The sequence below is a fragment of the Flavobacterium sedimenticola genome (assembly GCF_030053345.1).
GTDB classification, from domain to species: Bacteria; Bacteroidota; Bacteroidia; order Flavobacteriales; family Flavobacteriaceae; genus Flavobacterium; species Flavobacterium sedimenticola.
In genome coordinates, this window is the sequence record NZ_JASGBP010000007.1 from 67,706 (window position 1) to 86,869 (window position 19,164).

General features: G+C 33.9%; 18 protein-coding genes. 2 read left to right on the forward strand and 16 right to left on the reverse strand.

The window, feature by feature from the left end:
• Window positions 1-594 precede the first annotated feature (594 nt).
• The 3 genes from QHT84_RS10960 to QHT84_RS10970 form a co-directional block, all read right to left on the reverse strand.
• A complete protein-coding gene (locus QHT84_RS10960) occupies window positions 595-1,119 on the reverse strand; it encodes a hypothetical protein (protein WP_283239611.1) in 525 nt (174 codons plus the stop codon).
• Window positions 1,120-1,662: 543 nt separating this feature from the next.
• Window positions 1,663-1,950: a helix-turn-helix domain-containing protein gene (locus tag QHT84_RS10965; RefSeq protein ID WP_283239612.1), complete on the reverse strand. Its 288-nt coding sequence runs from the start codon at window positions 1,948-1,950 to the stop codon at window positions 1,663-1,665.
• A gap of 149 nt (window positions 1,951-2,099) precedes the next feature.
• Complete coding sequence (locus QHT84_RS10970) at window positions 2,100-3,737, reverse strand: AraC family transcriptional regulator (RefSeq protein ID WP_283239613.1); 1,638 nt, start codon at window positions 3,735-3,737, stop codon at window positions 2,100-2,102.
• Window positions 3,738-4,105: 368 nt separating this feature from the next.
• Between QHT84_RS10970 and QHT84_RS10975 the strand changes: the two genes are divergently transcribed.
• The gene (locus tag QHT84_RS10975) at window positions 4,106-4,831 is read left to right on the forward strand and encodes a hypothetical protein (RefSeq protein ID WP_283239614.1); all 726 of its coding nucleotides are present in this window, start codon (window positions 4,106-4,108) and stop codon (window positions 4,829-4,831) included.
• Window positions 4,832-4,902: 71 nt separating this feature from the next.
• On the opposite strand, the gene QHT84_RS10980 is transcribed toward QHT84_RS10975, so the two are convergent.
• The 7 genes from QHT84_RS10980 to QHT84_RS11010 form a co-directional block, all read right to left on the reverse strand.
• On the reverse strand, window positions 4,903-5,730 hold the full coding sequence (locus QHT84_RS10980) for an RteC domain-containing protein (protein ID WP_283239615.1): 828 nt from the start codon (window positions 5,728-5,730) through the stop codon (window positions 4,903-4,905).
• A 339-nt stretch (window positions 5,731-6,069) separates the two neighbouring features.
• Window positions 6,070-6,687: an HD domain-containing protein gene (locus tag QHT84_RS10985; RefSeq protein WP_283239616.1), complete on the reverse strand. Its 618-nt coding sequence runs from the start codon at window positions 6,685-6,687 to the stop codon at window positions 6,070-6,072.
• A gap of 51 nt (window positions 6,688-6,738) precedes the next feature.
• The gene (locus QHT84_RS10990; protein WP_283239617.1) at window positions 6,739-7,686 is read right to left on the reverse strand and encodes a HipA domain-containing protein; all 948 of its coding nucleotides are present in this window, start codon (window positions 7,684-7,686) and stop codon (window positions 6,739-6,741) included.
• A complete protein-coding gene (locus QHT84_RS10995) occupies window positions 7,679-8,011 on the reverse strand; it encodes a HipA N-terminal domain-containing protein (protein WP_283239618.1) in 333 nt (110 codons plus the stop codon). Before QHT84_RS10995 ends, QHT84_RS10990 begins: the two co-directional genes overlap by 8 nt.
• Window positions 8,008-8,229 (reverse strand): helix-turn-helix domain-containing protein, encoded by a 222-nt coding sequence (locus tag QHT84_RS11000; RefSeq protein ID WP_283239619.1) that lies wholly within the window; start codon window positions 8,227-8,229, stop codon window positions 8,008-8,010. The genes QHT84_RS10995 and QHT84_RS11000 overlap by 4 nt, the downstream gene beginning before the upstream one ends.
• A gap of 285 nt (window positions 8,230-8,514) precedes the next feature.
• Window positions 8,515-9,156: a nucleotidyl transferase AbiEii/AbiGii toxin family protein gene (locus QHT84_RS11005; RefSeq protein ID WP_283239620.1), complete on the reverse strand. Its 642-nt coding sequence runs from the start codon at window positions 9,154-9,156 to the stop codon at window positions 8,515-8,517.
• A complete protein-coding gene (locus QHT84_RS11010; protein ID WP_283239621.1) occupies window positions 9,143-9,613 on the reverse strand; it encodes a helix-turn-helix transcriptional regulator in 471 nt (156 codons plus the stop codon). The genes QHT84_RS11005 and QHT84_RS11010 overlap by 14 nt, the downstream gene beginning before the upstream one ends.
• Before the next feature lie 87 nt (window positions 9,614-9,700).
• Between QHT84_RS11010 and QHT84_RS11015 the strand changes: the two genes are divergently transcribed.
• The gene (locus tag QHT84_RS11015; protein ID WP_283239622.1) at window positions 9,701-11,170 is read left to right on the forward strand and encodes a hypothetical protein; all 1,470 of its coding nucleotides are present in this window, start codon (window positions 9,701-9,703) and stop codon (window positions 11,168-11,170) included.
• Between the two features lie 413 nt (window positions 11,171-11,583).
• Here the strand turns inward: QHT84_RS11015 and QHT84_RS11020 are convergent, their stop codons facing one another.
• From QHT84_RS11020 to QHT84_RS11045, 6 genes are all read right to left on the reverse strand, one after another.
• Window positions 11,584-12,492, reverse strand: a complete 909-nt coding sequence (locus QHT84_RS11020) for a response regulator (protein ID WP_283239623.1) — start codon at window positions 12,490-12,492, stop codon at window positions 11,584-11,586.
• A gap of 7 nt (window positions 12,493-12,499) precedes the next feature.
• Window positions 12,500-13,270 carry a sensor histidine kinase gene (locus QHT84_RS11025; protein WP_283239624.1) on the reverse strand — a complete coding sequence of 257 codons (771 nt, stop codon included), beginning with the start codon at window positions 13,268-13,270 and terminating at the stop codon, window positions 12,500-12,502.
• Between the two features lie 644 nt (window positions 13,271-13,914).
• Window positions 13,915-15,084: an N-6 DNA methylase gene (locus tag QHT84_RS11030; protein WP_283239625.1), complete on the reverse strand. Its 1,170-nt coding sequence runs from the start codon at window positions 15,082-15,084 to the stop codon at window positions 13,915-13,917.
• The gene (locus tag QHT84_RS11035; protein WP_283239626.1) at window positions 15,077-16,045 is read right to left on the reverse strand and encodes a hypothetical protein; all 969 of its coding nucleotides are present in this window, start codon (window positions 16,043-16,045) and stop codon (window positions 15,077-15,079) included. Before QHT84_RS11035 ends, QHT84_RS11030 begins: the two co-directional genes overlap by 8 nt.
• On the reverse strand, window positions 16,045-17,919 hold the full coding sequence (locus QHT84_RS11040; RefSeq protein WP_283239627.1) for an ORC-CDC6 family AAA ATPase: 1,875 nt from the start codon (window positions 17,917-17,919) through the stop codon (window positions 16,045-16,047). Before QHT84_RS11040 ends, QHT84_RS11035 begins: the two co-directional genes overlap by 1 nt.
• Window positions 17,906-18,865 carry a phosphoribosyltransferase-like protein gene (locus tag QHT84_RS11045; protein WP_283239628.1) on the reverse strand — a complete coding sequence of 320 codons (960 nt, stop codon included), beginning with the start codon at window positions 18,863-18,865 and terminating at the stop codon, window positions 17,906-17,908. The genes QHT84_RS11040 and QHT84_RS11045 overlap by 14 nt, the downstream gene beginning before the upstream one ends.
• Between the last annotated feature and the right edge of the window lie 299 nt (window positions 18,866-19,164).

Sequence of the window (19,164 nt, forward strand, 5' to 3'; positions counted from 1 at the left end):
TTTTGCTATGTAAAATCACTCGAACTGACGTTTTGTTGTACAATTTTGCTATGTAAAATCACTCGAACTGACGTTTTGTTGTACAATTTTGCTATGTAAAATCACTCGAACTGACGTTTTGTTATTCAATTTTGCTATGTAAAATCACTCGAACTGACGTTTTGTTATTTAATTTTGCTATGCAAAATCACTCGAACTGACGTTTTGTTGTACAATTTTGCTATGTAAAATCACTCGAACTGACGTTTTGTTGTACAATTTTGCTATGTAAAATCACTCGAACTGACGTTTTGTTGTACAATTTTGCTATGTAAAATCACTCGAACTGACGTTTTGTTGTACAATTTTGCTATGTAAAATCACTCGAACTGACGTTTTGTTGTACAATTTTGCTATGTAAAATCACTCGAACTGACGTTTTGTTGTACAATTTTGCTATGTAAAATCACTCGAACTGACGTTTTGTTGTACAATTTTGCTATGTAAAATCACTCGAACTGACGTTTTGTTGTACAATTTTGCTATGTAAAATCACTCGAACTGACGTTTTGTTGTACAATTTTGCTATGTAAAATCACTCGAACTGACGTTTTGTTATAGAGGTTCGGCGTAGTTTTTATTAGTACTTGTGGTAAGGTGTTGGTGGTTTGCTGCGACTCCTTTAAATTTTTCAGCATTTAGCATCCAGTTCTCGGCTGCCGCTTTCCAATTGACCATTTGCGTTTTTCCGCCTACCAACCAGCCTACACTAGAGAAATAGTTGAAGAATTTTTGTGCTTCGATTTCAGGGAAGTTGTTTTCTTGGAAATACGTTATAATTTCTAATAATCCGGGTTCCGTGAAACCTTTCTTTTTTTTGCGCAACTTTTTTTCTTTTGAATTAGTTTCTTCATTATCTAAAAAATTATCATTCCTATTTTTTAAACTTTGCTCAGGCTTACCCAAGTTTGAATTGTTTAAAATGTTTACTTCGTTTGTATTGTTTATAGAAGGTACTACTGCTTGTTTAGCGCTTGTATCATTCTTGTTTACTACTTGTTTTGATAGCGGTTCAGAAAAAGGTTCATTTTTTGAACTTGTTTTCGGCTGCGGTTTTAGGTCTTCGGTGAAGTTGAACATGATGACATGGCTGCCTTTAAATGGGTTGTATGAGGGTTCGTATTTGATGTATCCTAACTCATGCAAGTTTTTAAGGCATTTGTGATAAGTAGCTTTGGAACTAATTTTGCTAATACGCATTACTTCATCCCGGGAAATACTGATTGGATTTTTAAATCGATTGCAGTTCCAGAATTGGAATAAAGAAATGTATAAACTGATATGCGTGGGATTAAGGGTTTTATCTTGGATTACCCTTTCGAAAAAGCCGGTTAGGTGTTTGATGTAGTTCATTTTGGTGAGGTACTAAGTATTAGGACGTGTTCTCGATACGATTTTAGCAAAGCTAAAATCACTCGAACTGACGTTTTGTTATACAATTTTGCCATGCAAAATCACTCGAACTGACGTTTTGTTATACAATTTTGCTATGCAAAATCACTCGAACTGACGGAGTAGTTAGGTTCCCGCTTTTGGACTGGCGGTGATGGTTGGTTCCCGCCGTAAGTAAGGCAGTTCGACACTTCGTCTACGTTCAGTGCAGGCGTAGCTCAGTTTGACAAGTTATTTGAAAAGTGTCGGATTAGCAGCAACTTTGTTTGCCGATAGGAGTTTGTTGATATCGGCGTTGTCGTAGTATAGGATGCCACCGATTTTGGTGTAAGATAATGTTTTGTTGATTCGGAGCGTTTGGAGCGTGCCGGGAGAGATGTTTAACAGCTTGCGGACTTCTTTGGATTTAAGCCATTGCTTTGTTTGTTGGGGATTGGTTTTTAAGAGTTCCTTAAAATCATTAAGTAATAGGATACGGAACTCGTTTAAATCTTCGCGGGTAATAACTTCGATAGCCATAACGTGTGTTTTAGATTGTTATGGCACAAATTTGTGAGGTTTGATTTGTTTTACATCACAAGTGCCTCACAAGTTGTGGTGGAAAAATATTTTTGAATAAAATGTTCTCGATACGATTTTAGCGTTGCTAAAATCACTCGAACTGACGGTTAAAGAGGGAAAGAATTTTTTAATTGTTGGATGAAGAAAGCAGGAGGCATTTCCAATCGCGTGTTAAAAGCTTTTGTGAAGTTTTGGGTGGAGCCGAAGCCGGCTTCTTCAGCAAGTGCTTTGTAGGTGTAATTGCGGTATTTGTTTTCGGTTTTTAATTTTTCGACGATGTAGTCAATTTTTAAATCGGTTATGTACTCGATTGTTTTTTTGCCTCGGTATTTTAAGATAATCTTGGAAGCGTATTTAGGGTTTGTTTTAAGATAACCTGATAATTTGATTAGTGTCATGTCTTTTTCGAGATACCTCTTATTCTTTTCAAATTTTTCCAGATTTTGCAATATGGTTTTTACCAATTCGGGATTGATATCGAATGGTATTTCTCCGGTACATTTTTGAATGGGCTTTGTTGGTTTTTCCTTCTCGGCCATTATTTGTTCAAACTTTTGCTTGTATCGCTTTTTATTTCGTGTGTGTCGCCACACCAAAAATAAAATTGCTCCTGAGAGTGAAGAGATGACCGTATAGTGAATTTTGTTATTAACCATCATAGCATTCTCAATATCTTGCTTGGCGGCTATCAGTTTTTTGGTGTCGTATTCTTTAAAGATTTTTTTAGACAAATACTTGTAATTATGATTGAGTACACTATCTACTTTGAGTAAGCGGTTGATGTATTTTAATTGTAATTCAGCATCTTCTTGTTTTTTGTAATAGTCAATCAGCAGTTCATAGCTTTCTCGAAGGTCGGGTCGGATATAGTTGTATTTTAGAAATGCGTTGTCAACGGTTTTAAAAAACGTTATGGCTTTTTGTTCCTGATGTATTGCCCAATAGCTTTTTCCTATGTAAAAGTGGGCTACTGTTTCGTTTGCGAAGTCTTTTCTTTGTTGCATTATCGGCAGTACTCGTTGTAATTCGGTGATTGCCTTTTTATAATTTTTACGGGAAAAGTGATTTATACCCTCGGAGTGGTTGAAGTATGGTTCCATTTCCTGATTTTCTAATTCTTTCCCATTTTTTAATCCCAGCCTGTTATAATAGGAGGACAACTCTACGTTTCCTGTTTTATTGTAGCACAATCCCAAGGAATGAAGTGTGTTTAAATAGGCTATATCGCTTTCTTCCTCAAAATAACTTAAACACTCCAGAAACAATGAGATTGCTTCGTGGTAAAATCCTAAGTAGTATTTTGTATGTGCAATGGAGAATTTTACCTTGTATTTTACTTTTTTGTTGTTTGTAGACGCAATATACTTATCGGCCAGTATATAGTTGTCTAAGGCTTGCTTAAGTTGCTTTTGACTGTAATGTATTATACCCTTAGTAAGAAAAGCACTGCCAATAATCTCAGGATTTTTGGAATATTTTGCCACTGTAATTGTACTGTCGGCATATTTCATCAGAAATCTTGGATCGTCCAAATACATCATTGCTTTGTATGCTGCTGCCAGTTGTGTCCAGTTTTTCTCTGATTTTGATTTTGCTATCCAAGCCACAGCAAATTTTTTGGCTTCGACGGAGTCGGATTTACTGGTTCCGTTAATTAATTCGCTGTAGTCTTTGTTTGTTAAACCTTCAGCAGGTTTTTGTGCCCACATGCCATTGCACATCATCAACATGATTGCATATTTCAAACCACTGTTTAAGAATGTGTTAGAGAGTTGCATTATACGATTCCATTTTGCCTCAAAATGTAGCTAAATTATTAAAAAAGCCTTATGGTTTAGTTGTTAAAAAGGGATAATCAGTCATACCCATTATGATTCTTTGCAACGCTTTGAAAGCTTGTCATTTAGTTATTTGTACTCTCTGTGTAATTCGGGAATATCATACCCACAATTCGAGAATGCCGTGTTACTGGGTTTGTGAGCCCTTTTTGAAGCCTATAGTTTTGTCCCGAATTCAAAAGGATTTGTTTCTTAAATCCAACCCTGTTCAGATTATCCCGGGAGAAATGAACTGATGTAACAACAATCAGTACCATTTTAAAACATTAACTATTATGAAATTTTTTTATTTATGTATAATACTTTTTTCTCTTTTTATATCGTGTGACTATCCCTCTGAAGTTGCCAGCCAATCTGCTATCAGAGAACGAACAGCAGTAATTATTGATACGGTACCCATAAACAAGGGCAATTTGTATGATGCCGCCGGACAAGTACATCATCAGCTATTAACGGAGTACTATCAAAGCAGTAGTTTGCCTTTTACCTTAAATGGTATCATTACTTCTGCTGAAGGTATAGCAAATGTTACCCCATCTTTTATGGATTTGACCAAAGAAATGCCCTATTCTTTTGTTCACGCCGATCGAGTAGCTACTATTATTTCAGCCCCGCCCGGGTTAGAAGAAGAGATTGTCAATGCTTCTTTAGTTAGTAGTGAAGCCCGAAGCAGTTTTACAGCATTTTTTTATACTTTGCTGCAAAGATGTGAAACGGAGCAGGAGTTTGGGGTTTTGTATGATTTTATAGTTTCTTATGAAGATGCCGTGCAGTTGAGTTCCAGTTTGCCTGATGTTGATAAGAAAACAATACTGATAACTACTTCAATAGCCAGGCATACTGTTTATGCCAGAAAGAAGAAGCCTAAAAAAGATAAAGATCCGGAATGGCAGTACATGGTTGGGAATATTATAGCCGCTTTGGACGGAGCAGACGATAGTATGGCAGACGCTGTAATGAAGGGTTTGGTGACCGGCATTGCCGAAAACCGGTCGTTTTAGTTAGCAGGAGTGACACAATGCCACATTAACAAGGTATTGGCACTTTAAATGGTTGCTCACTGAGCAACCATTTACTTTTCATCGACTCTGTTTATTCTTTCGAGTAAGCTTTGCTTGAGATGGTCTAAGAAATGTGTTTTTTCTATGGTTTTGCGGTTTCTGATTTCTAAATATATCCGATTGAATTGTCCTAATTCGATATTGAAAAACGATTGTATTGCTATTGCGGTTTCTCGTAAACTCGACTTTCCTTCATTGAATACCCCAACGGTATCCAGGGCATAAATTAATTCGACTAAGGCTGTTTTTGAAGCGGACCACTTTAATTTGTGGTTTGCGGGAATCGTTTGTTTTAGTGATTTAGTCATGGTGTTGAGGTAGTATTGGATTTGCTCGTAGGCCATTATCTGCGCTACTTTGTAATCGTGCGAGGTAGCAAAACTGTAATCTGATTGAAAATAAAAGCTGTCTAAAGTTAGTTTGATATCATGCTTGCCTCTGAGAAAGTACTTTTTGTCGAGACTCCTATTTCCGGATTTATAGTACTTGTAAAATTCGATGTTTTCCTCGTGAAAGCGTTTTAGTTTTTGCTTGTAAGCAGCATAGTGTTTTTTGATTTCTTTTTTAGAATCGCAGGGTTTGGTAATCTCGATGTTATAGACTTCATTAAAGAAAATCAGTTTTGCGGCAAATTGGGGTTTTATTGTTTTAAAGAATTCAATTTCCTGTGTTTTGTTTTCGAAACGGTAATTGGAGAAAAAGGTTTTTAATTTCTCGATTGTTTTGACGGTTGATTTTACACCTAATTCGGATTGCTTAATGATGCAGTTGTTTTCGGCTTTAATGTGTAGTAGTTGTTGTTCGAGTTCAGCCATCAATGATGCAGCGAATGACTTCATAGTTGGTTGGGTTAGGTTTTTAGCAAATCTATAAGGGAGTGCTATTGCCTCCAAAAGTGCTTTTGATTGATTCTCGAATTGAATAGTTGTATTCCCGAATGTTATACTGCCGGATTGATTTTATTTTGTAACTTAACGTATTGGTTTTGAGTTTGTACGTGTTTTAAAAATTACCTCTTTTTGTTATGATTGCATTGTGGCCAACCGCTATTGTTTTTGTTGTTTTTATTTTTATGTTTTGCCACGAAACACGGCTTGATTTTAAACGGTGCCTCGAAATGGACAGACAGGCTGATGAACATGTTTTGAGAGTAATAGACCGGTTTTTGAAAGAAAAAGCTACTGCATAGCTATTAATTCATTTTGAATATTGATTCGTGCCTGTTTTTCATACTTGTTGCTGAAGTACTCTGTTTTGTAGATATTGGGCATTTTTAAGAAATGCTGTAAGGCTTTTTTTCGGCCGGAGTTGTATAGGAAGTCGGGGTAGAGGGTGTATTCTTCTCGAATATTATCTGCATAAGCTTGATAGGTCTCGGGGTTTTGTCCTAGTACTGCCAAGTCGGCATCTATTAACCAATTTGTGTCTGCATCTTCTGAAAGGTGGTGGTTTTTTGTGGCAATGATGAGCTGTGCACACTTGGCAATTTTCTCGGCAGGATATTTAATCTCGGTCAGTCTTTGCATGGCCAGTTTGGCGCTGTCTTCTTCGTTGGAACTGCTTGAAGCCTTGTAAATAATATCGTGATAAAATGCCGCAAACAGGACAGTGTCCCAGTCTTGGATTTTGTCTTTTACTTCATTTAGTTCGGCTACAATGCTCTCCAGATGCGCAATATTGTGGTACTGCCTTTTGGGTTCAGAATACTTTGTAAATATTTCCAACCACATATTGTTGGCCAATTCGTGGTGGTTCGTGTATTGTTTTACAAGATGAAGGAAAATATCGGTGAGCATGACAAATAATGAAAGGCAAATTTAAGGAAACCCTGTAAAATATTTGGTTCTTTAAGCCTTAAAAAGCCATTCGTATCGTTCTTCCAATAAAGTGATGTATTTTTCTTTGTACTCCTGAGACAAAAAAGAGCTGTTTATCCATTGTAATGCAACGGGTTTGTTTTTGAGGAATCGTTTGACCATTCCGTTTAACTGTTTGTCGTTGAGGCCTAGTTTTTTACCTAATCGCTCAAAATGTTCCCATTTTAGTTTTTTCTTTTTGCCTTCGAGTGTTAATGCCAGTTCTTCGGTATCGTCGGGGTTTACTATGGCTACATTCAAGAGGTCGTAGGCCGGAGCCAGAGACCAGGATTCTCCCGAATTGATCATTGAAAAGTTTTTGAGATGCATATCATTATTACCGGTTAAGAAGCTGAATACACTGAGCTCCAGAAAGTATAGGGTATCGAGCAATGTATTGCTCGAGTAGTCTTGCAGTGCTTTGCCTACTTTTTCCATAGAGCTTTTGTATTTATCGACCGCTTCGGTAATTTGGAACATATCGAGCATGTGTATTTTTTCTCCGGTTGTCGTTCTGTCGATGCGTTTGGTGATGTAGGACAACTCGCCCGATTGCAAGCGTATTAAACTTGACATGACTGTATTGATGCCGAAGGCTTCTGCCATTCGCATGGTTAGATGCTCATTTTGGGGCATTTCGGGATAATTTTCGGAAGGCGGTTTGAAGATGAAGTTTCCACCTAAAGCTCCTACTACGGTTAATCGGCCTTTGTTGCCATCTTGCAGGGTTGTGTTTACCAATGATAGCGATAACTTGGGTTGCACCCCGGGAACCGCAACGCTGCGTTCGACTACGTTTTTTGCCAGCGCTGCCATGTCTTTTAAGGTGTGTTCAAAAACAGGCGGTTGTTTGGTGCCAAAAAACGCCAGACTGCAGTGTTCGTGAAAGTCGGTTTCGTTGTTCTCTAAAGGTTTGTAGCAATATAAACACTTATGCATTTTCTTGGGGTATTGGTTGAACACTAACGGCGCCGATACAGTTTTGACAGCAGGCGAGGAGCAGTCCCATGCGGTCGTTTGTATTGATTTTCCAATTTTTGGAAGCGATGTCCAGAAGCCAGCCTTCGGGGATTAACCCTTCAAAAAAGGCAAATAAGCGTTTGTCGGTATAGGGTTTGTGGGTTACCGGCATTGAAAAGGTGAGGAACTGTTTAGGATGGGTTTGGATATATTCGTTATTGTATTGAAAAGTATATTCTCCCTCGTCGGTTTCGGTTAGGGTACCTGCTAAAACTTCTTGATAGTAAATGGCTGCCTGTCTCATGGGTTTTCATTTTTAGACAATTCTTTGGTATTGACCGGTGCCAAGGTATGCCCAAACATTTTGAGTACTTGGTTGGCTTTTTCGAGGTTGAGGTTTTCCTTGCCCTGTTCTATTTTTCGTATTACCGTAAGCGCTACCCCGGCACGCTCGGCAAATGCCTCCTGAGTGAGGTTGACTTCGTTTCTTTTTTCCTTTACAAAAGCGGCTAATGTTTTCATGGTTTCCGATTTGTTGGTTTGCTTTATATGCTTTTGCATATAATTACAAACAAATATATGAAATTATATGTAATTGCATATAATTTTGCTTGAAATAACTTTTTTATATGCAAATACATATAGTTTTGTATAAAAACCAGATTTTATATGTGATTGCATATAGCAGGAAGACTTCACTTTGTCGAAAAAAATGACTAACTTTACAGCACTTTGTTTATCTAATAAAGTGCACGCACGATAGCACGGTTCTACTGAACCGTGCTATCAGTTTTTATAGCAATTTTATTATAAGGTAGCTATATACTCAATAATGTCTAATTTGATTAATTCCCAGTGCTTGCCCCGCAAGCAATCCGGTTCGAAATCATCATCGGCTTCGCTGAAATCGGTGAAGTTATTAATGAGTAATTCTCTGTTGTGCGTATGAGGATAACGTTGTTCGTGGAGGGAGAACATTTCTTCTATAGTATAGTCGTCTTTTAGCTCATGAATGTCCCAGAAATCCTTTTTACGTCCTGAGCGAGATACTACATCAAGCTTCATAGCAATAATTTCTTTCTCTGTTGCCATTCGAATGTTATCTACGACATTTTCCTCCTGAATAAAAGGTTCTGTATAAAACAAATCCAATTTAATGCTGTTGTCTTCACTTTCTCCAATGTAATACGATTTGCCAAAACCAATTTCGGTAAAATTGTTTGTATCGACATAAGGATATGTTTCCCGGAGGAATGTGTCTATAGCGTCAAAATCAACCGTATCATAGTCACTGTCTGTGAATAGGTCAATATCGACGGACATTCTGTGTCCGCGGTACAGACTTAGTGCAGTACCGCCAATCAAACGGAATTCGGCAAAGATATCTGCCTGCATTAAGGTGTCGAGAATTGATTTTAGTTGAGGGTCAACAGTATTATAATGAAGCATGCTTTGATGTGTTCAAGATTTTAGTAACCTCATCATTTCCGTAGAAACGGATAATTTCATTTTTTTCACTCTCATTACCCCGTTCAAATATTCTTTTGATGATGGCTTTTTTTTGTTTTTGCCAATTCAGCTTCTCCATTTTGGTATCCCAGAATAGTATTGGACGAATTTTAGATAAATCAGGATGTGATTTATTCAGTTTGTTTTTTTCCTTTTCAATATCATAATATACCTGAAGAGTCATAAAGTAACCTTCTTCAATTCCTAAAATGTGTTCAATCTTCAAAGCAAGACCGATGTTCATATCCCGTCTTCCTTTGGTAATGGTGGATATGGTTTGTGGGTATTCCTGAATTTGTAACGCCAAACTCCCTTTCTTTATATTTCGCTTTTCGAGTTCGCGCGCTAATACAAAGCCGGGATGAATACCTTTTAGTATGTTGATATTACGTTTCATATTACAAAAGTAAACAAATTTGTTTACATATTAATGTTAAATTAATTATAATGTATATTTGTGACGAAAAGAGTAATTTGAATTGAAATGAAAGAAATAAACAAACTAAAAGGAGAGATCGAAAAAATGGAGGCAGCCATTCCAAAATTATATATTAACTCCACATTTGCTGAGATATTGCAATTGAATAATGCCTCTTCAGTTATTGTTAATGTTCCCGCACATGGTATCAACAACCATCCGGCAGAATTATCGAAAAATGATGATAAAGGATTTACATTAATCATAAATAATACCGTAAGTTATATCAATACCAGTTATGATATAGAACTAATAAATGGTAACCAAAAATTTAGAATTGATGATTTATATATTGGTATGAAATCGACAAAGCTCACTAGAAATGTCGGTGATAAATATTTTACAGGTATTATGTCCTCACAGGCTTCTTTGCGACAATTTTCAACTGAAGATTTTTCGACCAGTCCGTCTTTTTATCGGTTTGTAATCCCCTTTGGGAGCGGTGACCTTAGGTCTTATATTTATTCATCTCCCTATAAAAATGAATCGACAATATTTGCTAAAGGTATGGTTAAGGTTTCTATAGAAGGGCTAGATTTTAGTATTTATGAAACCAAATATGATAAATTAAACTATCTTATCATTGATGCTGACGATAAAATAGATTTTGAAAAGTTTGCTGATATATGTTTTTCAGTAATGGTTGGCTATGGTTTTCTTTCGGGTGATTTTATACAAAATGAGGCTTATTACGTGCGATCTGAAGACAATCAATTTAAAACCATAGACGGCATTTCGTACTCTCAATTACGAGAATCTATAATTACTCATGGAACGACTAACCCAATTCATGTAAGTCCATACAGTTATACACAAGATCCTGCTGTAACCGAAAAATTTGACCTTTTTTTAAAAATATTTGATTGTGAATTGTTTGGTAAATTATGTGCAAAAATAAACTCAGAAAGTGAGTATGCCACCTTGATACTTTTAATTTTAGAGTCAAATAAATCAAGTTTAATTCTGAGACCAGCAGGATATTCTGTAGCATTAGAGAAAATTACAAATATTATTGTTGAAGAAAACGCAGGACTTAAGCCTATACCTGATAAAAAGATTTCCCGAGAATTAATTAAAAAAATGCATTTACTTTTAAATGAGTATGAGGAACAGATTAAGGAGGTTGGAAACGAAGACTCGATGATAATCTTAACCAAAAATATTGATCGATTAAACAGTCCTACTAATCAGGATAAGTTATCTAAACCCTTTAAAATTTATGATATTATACTTACACCCAAAGATATTGAAGCCATTGGTAAAAGAAATAGCTTTCTGCATGCCCGTGCACTTCAGATAGAAGAAGGATCATCAGAATTTTTAGAAATTTTTATGACTGCCTTGCGATTAAATAAACTCGTAAATAAACTTATACTAAAGCATTTGGGTTTTTCGGGTCATATTATTAATCACCTGAAGCACAATGAAAAATTATTCGCAACACCAATTGATGAAGAACTATTTGAATTAATATAGTAAATGCCTGCTTTCTTATAAAGTCAATAAAGAGTAGCCTTTTGATGAAAATGTGCAATTTAACACTGCTGTTAAGTACAAGGAGAGAAAGTAATTATCAATTGTTGGTGCAATTGCCCATAAAATGATATTGATATTCTGCTTTATAAATTTAAAATTAGGTTTTGGCACATTTTACCTTTTTTTGCCAAAGTTTAATTTTAAAATTCTTATAACTCAACCTCTAAATTTTTCGGGTCGAAGCATTGAATAGTGATATCGGCTCTTGTGAATAACAATATCTTAACTCTTTTTGGACTATTTGATTCTTCGAGTTGATGATTATTGCTCCCCGGACTGTTTTACTTTGTTTGAGGGAAGAAGTACAACTCAAGAAAAACCAACAATAGCGCGAAACCGCTGTTAGCGGAGGTTTAATTATCTTTAACTTGCTCGTCAATTAAACTTTTAAAAATGCTTAATTTGTTTTCGGCTTTTATGAGTTTTTCTATTTCAGGATTTGATAAAAATATAATCTTTCTATTTTCACCTGATTCTCTAATTGCCTCAGTATATGTGTTTTTTGTAATATGACCTGATGTAGCTAAAATTCCTAATTCAGCTAATCCGTTTGTGTTTTTTAGTTTATTTTGAAAAACTATAAAGTCATTTTTATTAACTTTTGTTTCAGGTTTATTTTTACATTCAACTAAAATATACTTCCCAAATTTCCCTATAAAACTGTCCTCAATATCATTACGGATTATTAAATCTACTTCATTAAGTGATTGGTCTTTGACACGCTTAAGAACTTGGTTAAATCCAATTGATTGAAACATTAAACTCATGAAATGTTCAAATCTTTCACCTTTTCTGAATGTTTCTTTTTCATTTTTTGCTTCTGAATAGAACTGAAGCAAAGCATTATTTATTTCAGACGGATCTTTATCTAATTTATCATAATATTTTTCGATTGAATTTTTAAGTTTTGGAAGCCACTTATCAAATTCCTCTTTGTCTTGAATATCAACAACTTTACCAGTTAGTATTAGGTCTTTTAATCTCAAAAAGTATTCGTCCTTGAAGGCAGATACAATGATGACATTAGCGAAAGGGTTTACTTCAAATATTTTTTCTGCAATTTCAATCCCGTCAACAGAAAAACCATCCATCCTAATATCAAGAATTGCAAGAGAAAAAAATCTATTCTCTATGGCATCAAGAATTTCTGATTCAGTAGAGTAATGTTCAAAAGAACAGTCTGGTAAAAGTTTGCCTAAACCCTTAGCTAAACCTTCGGCTTGTTCTTTAGCATCATCAATTATTATAACATTTTTTCTCATTGCAGTTTTATTCAATAATTGGTAAATGTATTAAAAATGTCTTAGAAAATCCAATTTTTGTATTTGATAATTGAATGCTGCCATTAAAAAGTTCACATAGATATCTTGCATGATATAATCCTATTCCTGAACCGCCAGTTGTAGAATATCCAAATTCAAAAATTCTTTCATTATCTTTTTCAGGAATACTTTGTCCGTTGTCTGATATTTCGATGTTGAGCTTTTCAGAATCTGTATGTGCAGAAATTTGTATAATAGGCTTCTCTGTTGATTCTAGTGACTTAATTGAGTTTATTATTAAATTGTTAAACATTTGAAGAACAGATTGAAAAGGTAAATTAAGATAAATTTCTTCTTCTGGGTAAACTTTGAAGAGTTTAATTTTCCCGTTATAGAAGTCATTTCTACTTAGCAATTCAACAGCAATAAGTAAATTTCTGTATTCGAATTTTTCATCTTTAGAATATGGAACTAGTTTAGAAAAGTTTTCCATTGTTTCTCTGATAACTTTAAGATTAGTTTTTAAAGATAAAATTTGCTGTTCGGTTATTTCTTCTGCTGTTGTTGTAGATAGAATGCTATCCATACTCTGAATAGAATTTTTAATATCGTGTCTTGCAAAGTTGCCCAGGTATGAAATGTGATTGTCATGTGAAAATGTCAATGCTTCAACAGCTTTTTTAATTTGTCTTAACTCTTCTCTATGTAAATCAATTTTTCTTGCTTGGACTTCTGGATTATGTCGTGATTTTGGAATGTATTTCTTTTTTCTGTTCATAATACTAAAAAAGATTTTTGTTTTAATTGATTTGAGTGCCTGTGAATCTCCGCTAACAATTCGATAGTCGTTATCTTATACTTTTTATCAACCTCTCAGTTGGTTTTATAGCCACTAACGCATTCTAAATTATCAACCTCAAATATATTAAGATTTCTATTATAAAACCTTAAATACGTGTTTTATTTCTTACGATTCCGCCAACTGTCGTTATGAAAGATACCGTTTCTATATTCTTTTAATTTGATGCCAAGGTAAGCTCCAATTATGATAGCCGGAATTACAATTACTATTTCATACCATTCCATAGATTTGATGTTTAAATGGATCAATGTATTGAATAGTATTTCAAAAATGTATGCAATTTGGGTGTAATCGTTATGCTAAAAATGAGTTTTTAAACTTGAAATTTTGAATGATAAATTTACGGATTGCAAATCCGCGCTATCGTGTGTGTATGCAATTTGTGAGTAATCGTTATACTAATAGAATTAAAAAAAAAGATGCCCAAGCATCTTTTAATCATGTAACAGGGAAAAATCATTTAATAAGGTAAAAAAAAAATCGATTAGATTACTATGTGCGACGTCAAAATATTTTATCTAATGATAAAAATGAATGTTATAAATTCATGTCATCCGAACTTAATAAGTTACTTGATAATTTAACAAGTCACGTTTACTAATAACTTTTGCACATACCCCATGAGAATGTGCATTAATCCATTCTTTTCCTATTTTACTATTTAAACTCGAAATTACTTTGGCTCTGTGTTCAAAAGGAATTCTTATGCGATATATACAATCAGAAATAGGAATATTACCTTTAATTACATACATGAGTTTTCCAATACATCTTTTACCTACGCGAGACATTAATAAATCACCTTCCTCTGCATATCTAAGATAATCAATCGTTTTATGCAATGGAAATTCACATTCACAATATTCATTTTTCAAATCTGTTGTATGTAAGTAATTTATTTGCAGTGATTCTAACTGCTTTTTTGAACGAGAACCACGCATTATATCGACATTTAGATCTAAAAGAGAATTGGAAGTCTTTTGATTAGAATTCTTTTTCCAAGAATGGTATTTGTAATCCATTCGATAGATTAAAGCAGATTTTTTGACTAGAATTTTAGACGCTATTGTCCCATTTTCATTGGCTAAATAAATTGGCAAGCTTAACGACGAGCACACTGATTTTCTAATGATAAGTATATGTGTTTTAGCCTCAGTTTTTTTAAAGATTTTGGACGGTAATTCAATAACCCCCGTTAATTTATAATTAGATAATAATTTTTCTCTAAAGATTGAAAATCTTTGACAGGTGAGTAATCCATCTGGCACAATTATTCCTAATTCACCGCCTTCCTTAAGCAGTAACAAATTCTGAGCTAAAAATATTATGTCAGATGTTAATTGACTGTAGCTGTCGAGACATCCCAATAAACTCTCCTCAAGTATTTTTCCATATTCATCGGACTTCTTAATCGTCATATAAGGAGGATTACAAATTGCGACGTCGACCGAACCTAATTCCAACTTTAAATCTTCCCTTAAATGTGACGAAAGACCATTAATAACGAAAAGTTTAATACTAGGGAATTCCTCCTTCAAAGTACTAACATTCATACTGTCAATATCACCACCAATTATATCACTGTGTTTCCATTTTTTCTTTGCAGCGCGAACCAAGGATCCTCCACCTACACCGATTTCTAATACTCGTTTAGGATTTTTAGCTAAAATTTTAGATAATAGCAACTTAGAAAAATTATCGTGGGTATAAAATTGAGCTAAATTATTCATTTATATAGTCAGTTAAATTATATAAAAAACTACTTCCAACACCAGTTGTTCGTTTTTTGTCGCCAAATGATGGGAAATCATAATAAATTTGAATATCAGGATTGTCTATTGCGAACATACAGACTCCCAGAGAGTGAGGTTTAGTTCCAATTGGAGCAACTGTAATTTCGTAGTTATTATTATTCTTTTTAATTTCTTCCAAAATATTGTAAATATTAAAAGGTTCATTAGCAGTAGCTCTTTTAATTAGTAAGTGCGCTTTTGATTGCTCTAAAGCATTTTGATTTTCTGAATAGACATAATATTGCCAACCCGGCTGAAAAGAAGGAAATCCAACAATTGCATAGGTTTTCCTCATTGAAGGGTTGACATCTTCAAACGCTTTACTAAACCGATTGCCTTCGAAACCCATCAACGCTACTAAAAGCTTTTCTTTATTATGATCTGAAACTCGCAAAAATCCTGGAAAAGAATTTACCGTACAAAATTTTTCAGTAAGGTCAAATTTTTTTGTGACATTTTCCATTTTTTGTTGATCGTATTCCTCTGGTTCGGTATATGTTACAAATAATTTTTTCGGTTTAAATTTAGTCTTTAGAAGTGATAAAAAGTAAAATAATAGTGGGTGTTTCAACGAAGTAATGTCAATAAGTATGACCTTTTTGTCAATCCCGATATCTTCCAAATCTTTTTCAAAATCGACTAATAAATCTTTCCCAGAATCCTTCAAATTTTCTTTACGATAAGAAATTTTTTTAGGAGAATTAACTATCGAATATTTTTCAAATTCAATATCGTAATTGATTGAAAAGATATTGCCGGTATAGAACTCCTCTATCAGTGAAATAACTTTTTGAGCTCGAGTTTCCGAGCTGTTTCCTGTAAATACAATATCTACGTTTCTAAAAGTCTCATTGAATCTATCATCTGACCCTAACTCATAATATCTGTTGTATAACATTAGAATAAATCGATTTTGAGTTGCGCATCATTTTCTCTATCATTAATTATTCCCTTAACTAACGCATTTGCGATTTCATTGGCCTTTTTACTGTCACCGTTTATCAAGGCATCCAAGTTTTTTGGATCAATTTTAAGACTTCTAATTTTACGAGGAGAGATTTGAAAATATGGTGCATAGATATGGTTTAAATGATACTCGACATTATTAGAGTCAATAGTAGAGGTTTTAACTTTTGTTTCCTCTCGTATCTGCAACACTGAATATAATTCAGCATTCTTTAAAAAACTTTTACTGTCCTCATTTAACTTGTCAAAATCGGTACTAAAATGGTTTCTTTCTGGTTCACTAAGCAATTTATCACGGTGCAATTTCTCAAATACACTGCCTAGGAGTAAAACAAACCGTTTTAAAAAATTACTATAAGGAGTATAAGTTTCAATATCATTTACTTTGTATCTACTGACGTGGTATGACGCCTGTGTCTGTTCTTCAGCTGTTATAGCACGTGGTTCATCAAATGAAAAACCATTTCTAAAAGCTTGTTTAAAGGCTGATTCACATAATTCTATAAAAAAACGTATGATACCAGAAGAAACTGATTTGTATGTTTGAAATCCATAATATAATTTATCTCTGCTACTTTCCTTACATAATAAATATACCACCCCCATTTTATTATTATGCAACCAATCTGAGTACTTCGATGGTTTACCATCGATCCACTTACGATATTCATCAGCAATATGATTTAGGTCGTAACCTCTCTCAATTAAAACTAAATTCAAACGTAAAATTAACAAGTCATCAGATTCTGTCATAATTTTTGCAGATTCATTAGTGCCTATATTTGCATTTAATTTAAGTTTAATTGAGCCTGCTAAGTCCTCACGCAATAAACTGAGCTCATACTTATAGCTGTATTTTCCAAGATAGAATTTTATATCAAAATAATCAGAATTATTTAAATCTTTTAAGCTATCAACCTTTTGAAGTCGTTTTCTACAGATTTCTATAATGAATTCTTCATATTCATTTTCGGTAAATTGTTCAAAGTTAAAATAATTAAAGTCGTGTGGAGCACTAATAATTTCACTTGTTGCTAGTGTTTCGGAAGTCTTTAACCCTTTATTTCGCATTCCTAAATCGAATATAACTGGATTAGGATGCTTTACTAGCGTATTAATCAATCTTTGTTGATACTCCAATAAATTTTCATACTCATCTACAAAGATGTGTATTGCTTTATCTTCAAAAATTGAAGTACTTAGTAATGATTTTGCTACCGTATTGAGGAGATAACTATTTGGTAAAACTTTAGGTCGCTCTACGGAGTTTAAATTGTTAATGTAGCTGATTAGATGTATTTCTTCCCTTAAGACAAGTTCCAATAACTGATCAAACGAAGTTAAATCTTTTTCAAAAAAAATTGACAATTCAGTAGGAACATCGATAGTTTCTTCTGACCAATTTATAAGCTCTTTTTGTATGTCAATTATAATTTCGATTAACCTTTTAGTAAGGGTAATGTTTAAAAAATGACCAAAAAGTTGTGTCCATTCATCCTCATCAATCCCTTTATGTTGAAAAGCTGGAACAAAATTTGAATCGGCTCTGAAATAAATGCCTATAACTTTCTCTTTTTCAAAAAATGACTTAAAATCTAATCCATTACTAATCGCTTCATTTTTTTTATTTGAGTAAGAATTGTAGAGGAAAAACATAGTTTTGCCCGAGCCTCTTCCCCCTTCTATAACTAGTGACTTACTTTTAAGTAGGCCTTCAAAATTTTTATGATTAGCGTAAAATTCAAACAGCTTAACACCTAACTGCTCTGCTCTGTCTATTGAAAAAGGATTGTTAAACGATGACATCTGTTTGTGTATTAGTTTTTTTGTTTCTAAATAACGGATTCCAATTCTCTGTTTGTTTATAAAATAATGGTAGAGACGAGTCTGGTATATCGTGGTGAAAAGCAATTGCATAATCTAAACCCTGATATCCTAATAAGCTAATTCCGTTTTTATCACAAAGTCCTTCGATAATTGATTTATTTTCTTGTACCTCATCCCTATCGAAATACACAGATGTGCTACCAAAAACCCTAAACTTATTTGCTAATTTCTCGCAATAGGTAATCTTCAACCCGACGGCGGTATTCTTTGTATGAAAATTCAAATAGCCTTCCTCTGTACAAACCAAACAAAGATATTCAATTTCAAGTTTAGGATAAAGACTCTTGATTTTATTTATAGTATATTCTGTATCGTCAATTTTCATTTTGGTTACGTTCCAGAAATCAAATATTTGAGTGCCACTCCCTATAAAGTCGTCAATAATTATAAGGTTATTAGCATTTTTGAGAACTTCACCGGATAAGTTGGTAATATCAAGAATGCGACTTTCTGGAAATCCAAGATCATTTGTCAAGTACCTTGTCATCGCTAAGGAACTTTCGCTAGGATTTTTGTTAGATAACAGAGGGACAATCACAGATTTAGAATAAAATTTATTTCTAAATTTCAAAATGTCGTAATTAGATACCTTAAAGTCATTTTCTAACTCTAACTCTAAAACGTACCTTTTCAATACGATTTCATTAAATCCAAATTCTAATAGTCGAACAATATCTTCCTCTGAATAATAGACAAGTCTATCTAATAACTTGGCTGCACAATATTTTTCATCAGTCGATTTGAAATTATTCAACCACTTATGTAATGTATCATTATCTAATTTAGACCAAAATTTTGATTCGATATAGAAATGCACTTTTTGAAGAGCATATTTCACAAAGTCTTCTTTTTCCTGATCTGACATTGGCTATTTATTGTAAATCTAACGAAAAAAATATTGTCTTGTACTCCTTTTTTGATATGAAACTTTGAGTTACGTTATGGCAAGGGCTTAATAAATATAAAAAGATACCTTTTCAAGCGTCCTTATTTTGTCATATTCATTTAAATTACTCTATACATAAGTAGTATACAAATGACTAACACAAACTCCACAAACGTTTCTACCTAATTCGGCTGCTCTATTTCTTGATTCACCTTCGTCTAAACATTTGACGATGAGTTGTAAATTATCGTCTTTACGATTAATTTTTCCGCAGATAC

Bases quoted from the DNA above. Each gene is read 5' to 3' on its own strand.
- QHT84_RS11000 (WP_283239619.1), bottom strand. From the start codon at position 8,229: ATGAAAACATTAGCCGCTTTTGTAAAGGAAAAAAGAAACGAAGTCAAC.
- QHT84_RS11020 (WP_283239623.1), bottom strand. From the start codon at position 12,492: ATGAGAAAAAATGTTATAATAATTGATGATGCTAAAGAACAAGCCGAA.
- QHT84_RS11035 (WP_283239626.1), bottom strand. From the start codon at position 16,045: ATGTTATACAACAGATATTATGAGTTAGGGTCAGATGATAGATTCAAT.
- QHT84_RS11030 (WP_283239625.1), bottom strand. From the start codon at position 15,084: ATGAATAATTTAGCTCAATTTTATACCCACGATAATTTTTCTAAGTTG.
- QHT84_RS10960 (WP_283239611.1), bottom strand. From the start codon at position 1,119: ATGTTCAACTTCACCGAAGACCTAAAACCGCAGCCGAAAACAAGTTCA.
- QHT84_RS11045 (WP_283239628.1), bottom strand. From the start codon at position 18,865: ATGTCAGATCAGGAAAAAGAAGACTTTGTGAAATATGCTCTTCAAAAA.
- QHT84_RS10975 (WP_283239614.1), top strand. From the start codon at position 4,106: ATGAAATTTTTTTATTTATGTATAATACTTTTTTCTCTTTTTATATCG.
- QHT84_RS11005 (WP_283239620.1), bottom strand. From the start codon at position 9,156: ATGCTTCATTATAATACTGTTGACCCTCAACTAAAATCAATTCTCGAC.
- QHT84_RS11010 (WP_283239621.1), bottom strand. From the start codon at position 9,613: ATGAAACGTAATATCAACATACTAAAAGGTATTCATCCCGGCTTTGTA.
- QHT84_RS10965 (WP_283239612.1), bottom strand. From the start codon at position 1,950: ATGGCTATCGAAGTTATTACCCGCGAAGATTTAAACGAGTTCCGTATC.
- QHT84_RS10995 (WP_283239618.1), bottom strand. From the start codon at position 8,011: ATGAGACAGGCAGCCATTTACTATCAAGAAGTTTTAGCAGGTACCCTA.
- QHT84_RS10980 (WP_283239615.1), bottom strand. From the start codon at position 5,730: ATGAAGTCATTCGCTGCATCATTGATGGCTGAACTCGAACAACAACTA.
- QHT84_RS11015 (WP_283239622.1), top strand. From the start codon at position 9,701: ATGAAAGAAATAAACAAACTAAAAGGAGAGATCGAAAAAATGGAGGCA.
- QHT84_RS11040 (WP_283239627.1), bottom strand. From the start codon at position 17,919: ATGTCATCGTTTAACAATCCTTTTTCAATAGACAGAGCAGAGCAGTTA.
- QHT84_RS10990 (WP_283239617.1), bottom strand. From the start codon at position 7,686: ATGCATAAGTGTTTATATTGCTACAAACCTTTAGAGAACAACGAAACC.
- QHT84_RS10985 (WP_283239616.1), bottom strand. From the start codon at position 6,687: ATGCTCACCGATATTTTCCTTCATCTTGTAAAACAATACACGAACCAC.
- QHT84_RS11025 (WP_283239624.1), bottom strand. From the start codon at position 13,270: ATGAACAGAAAAAAGAAATACATTCCAAAATCACGACATAATCCAGAA.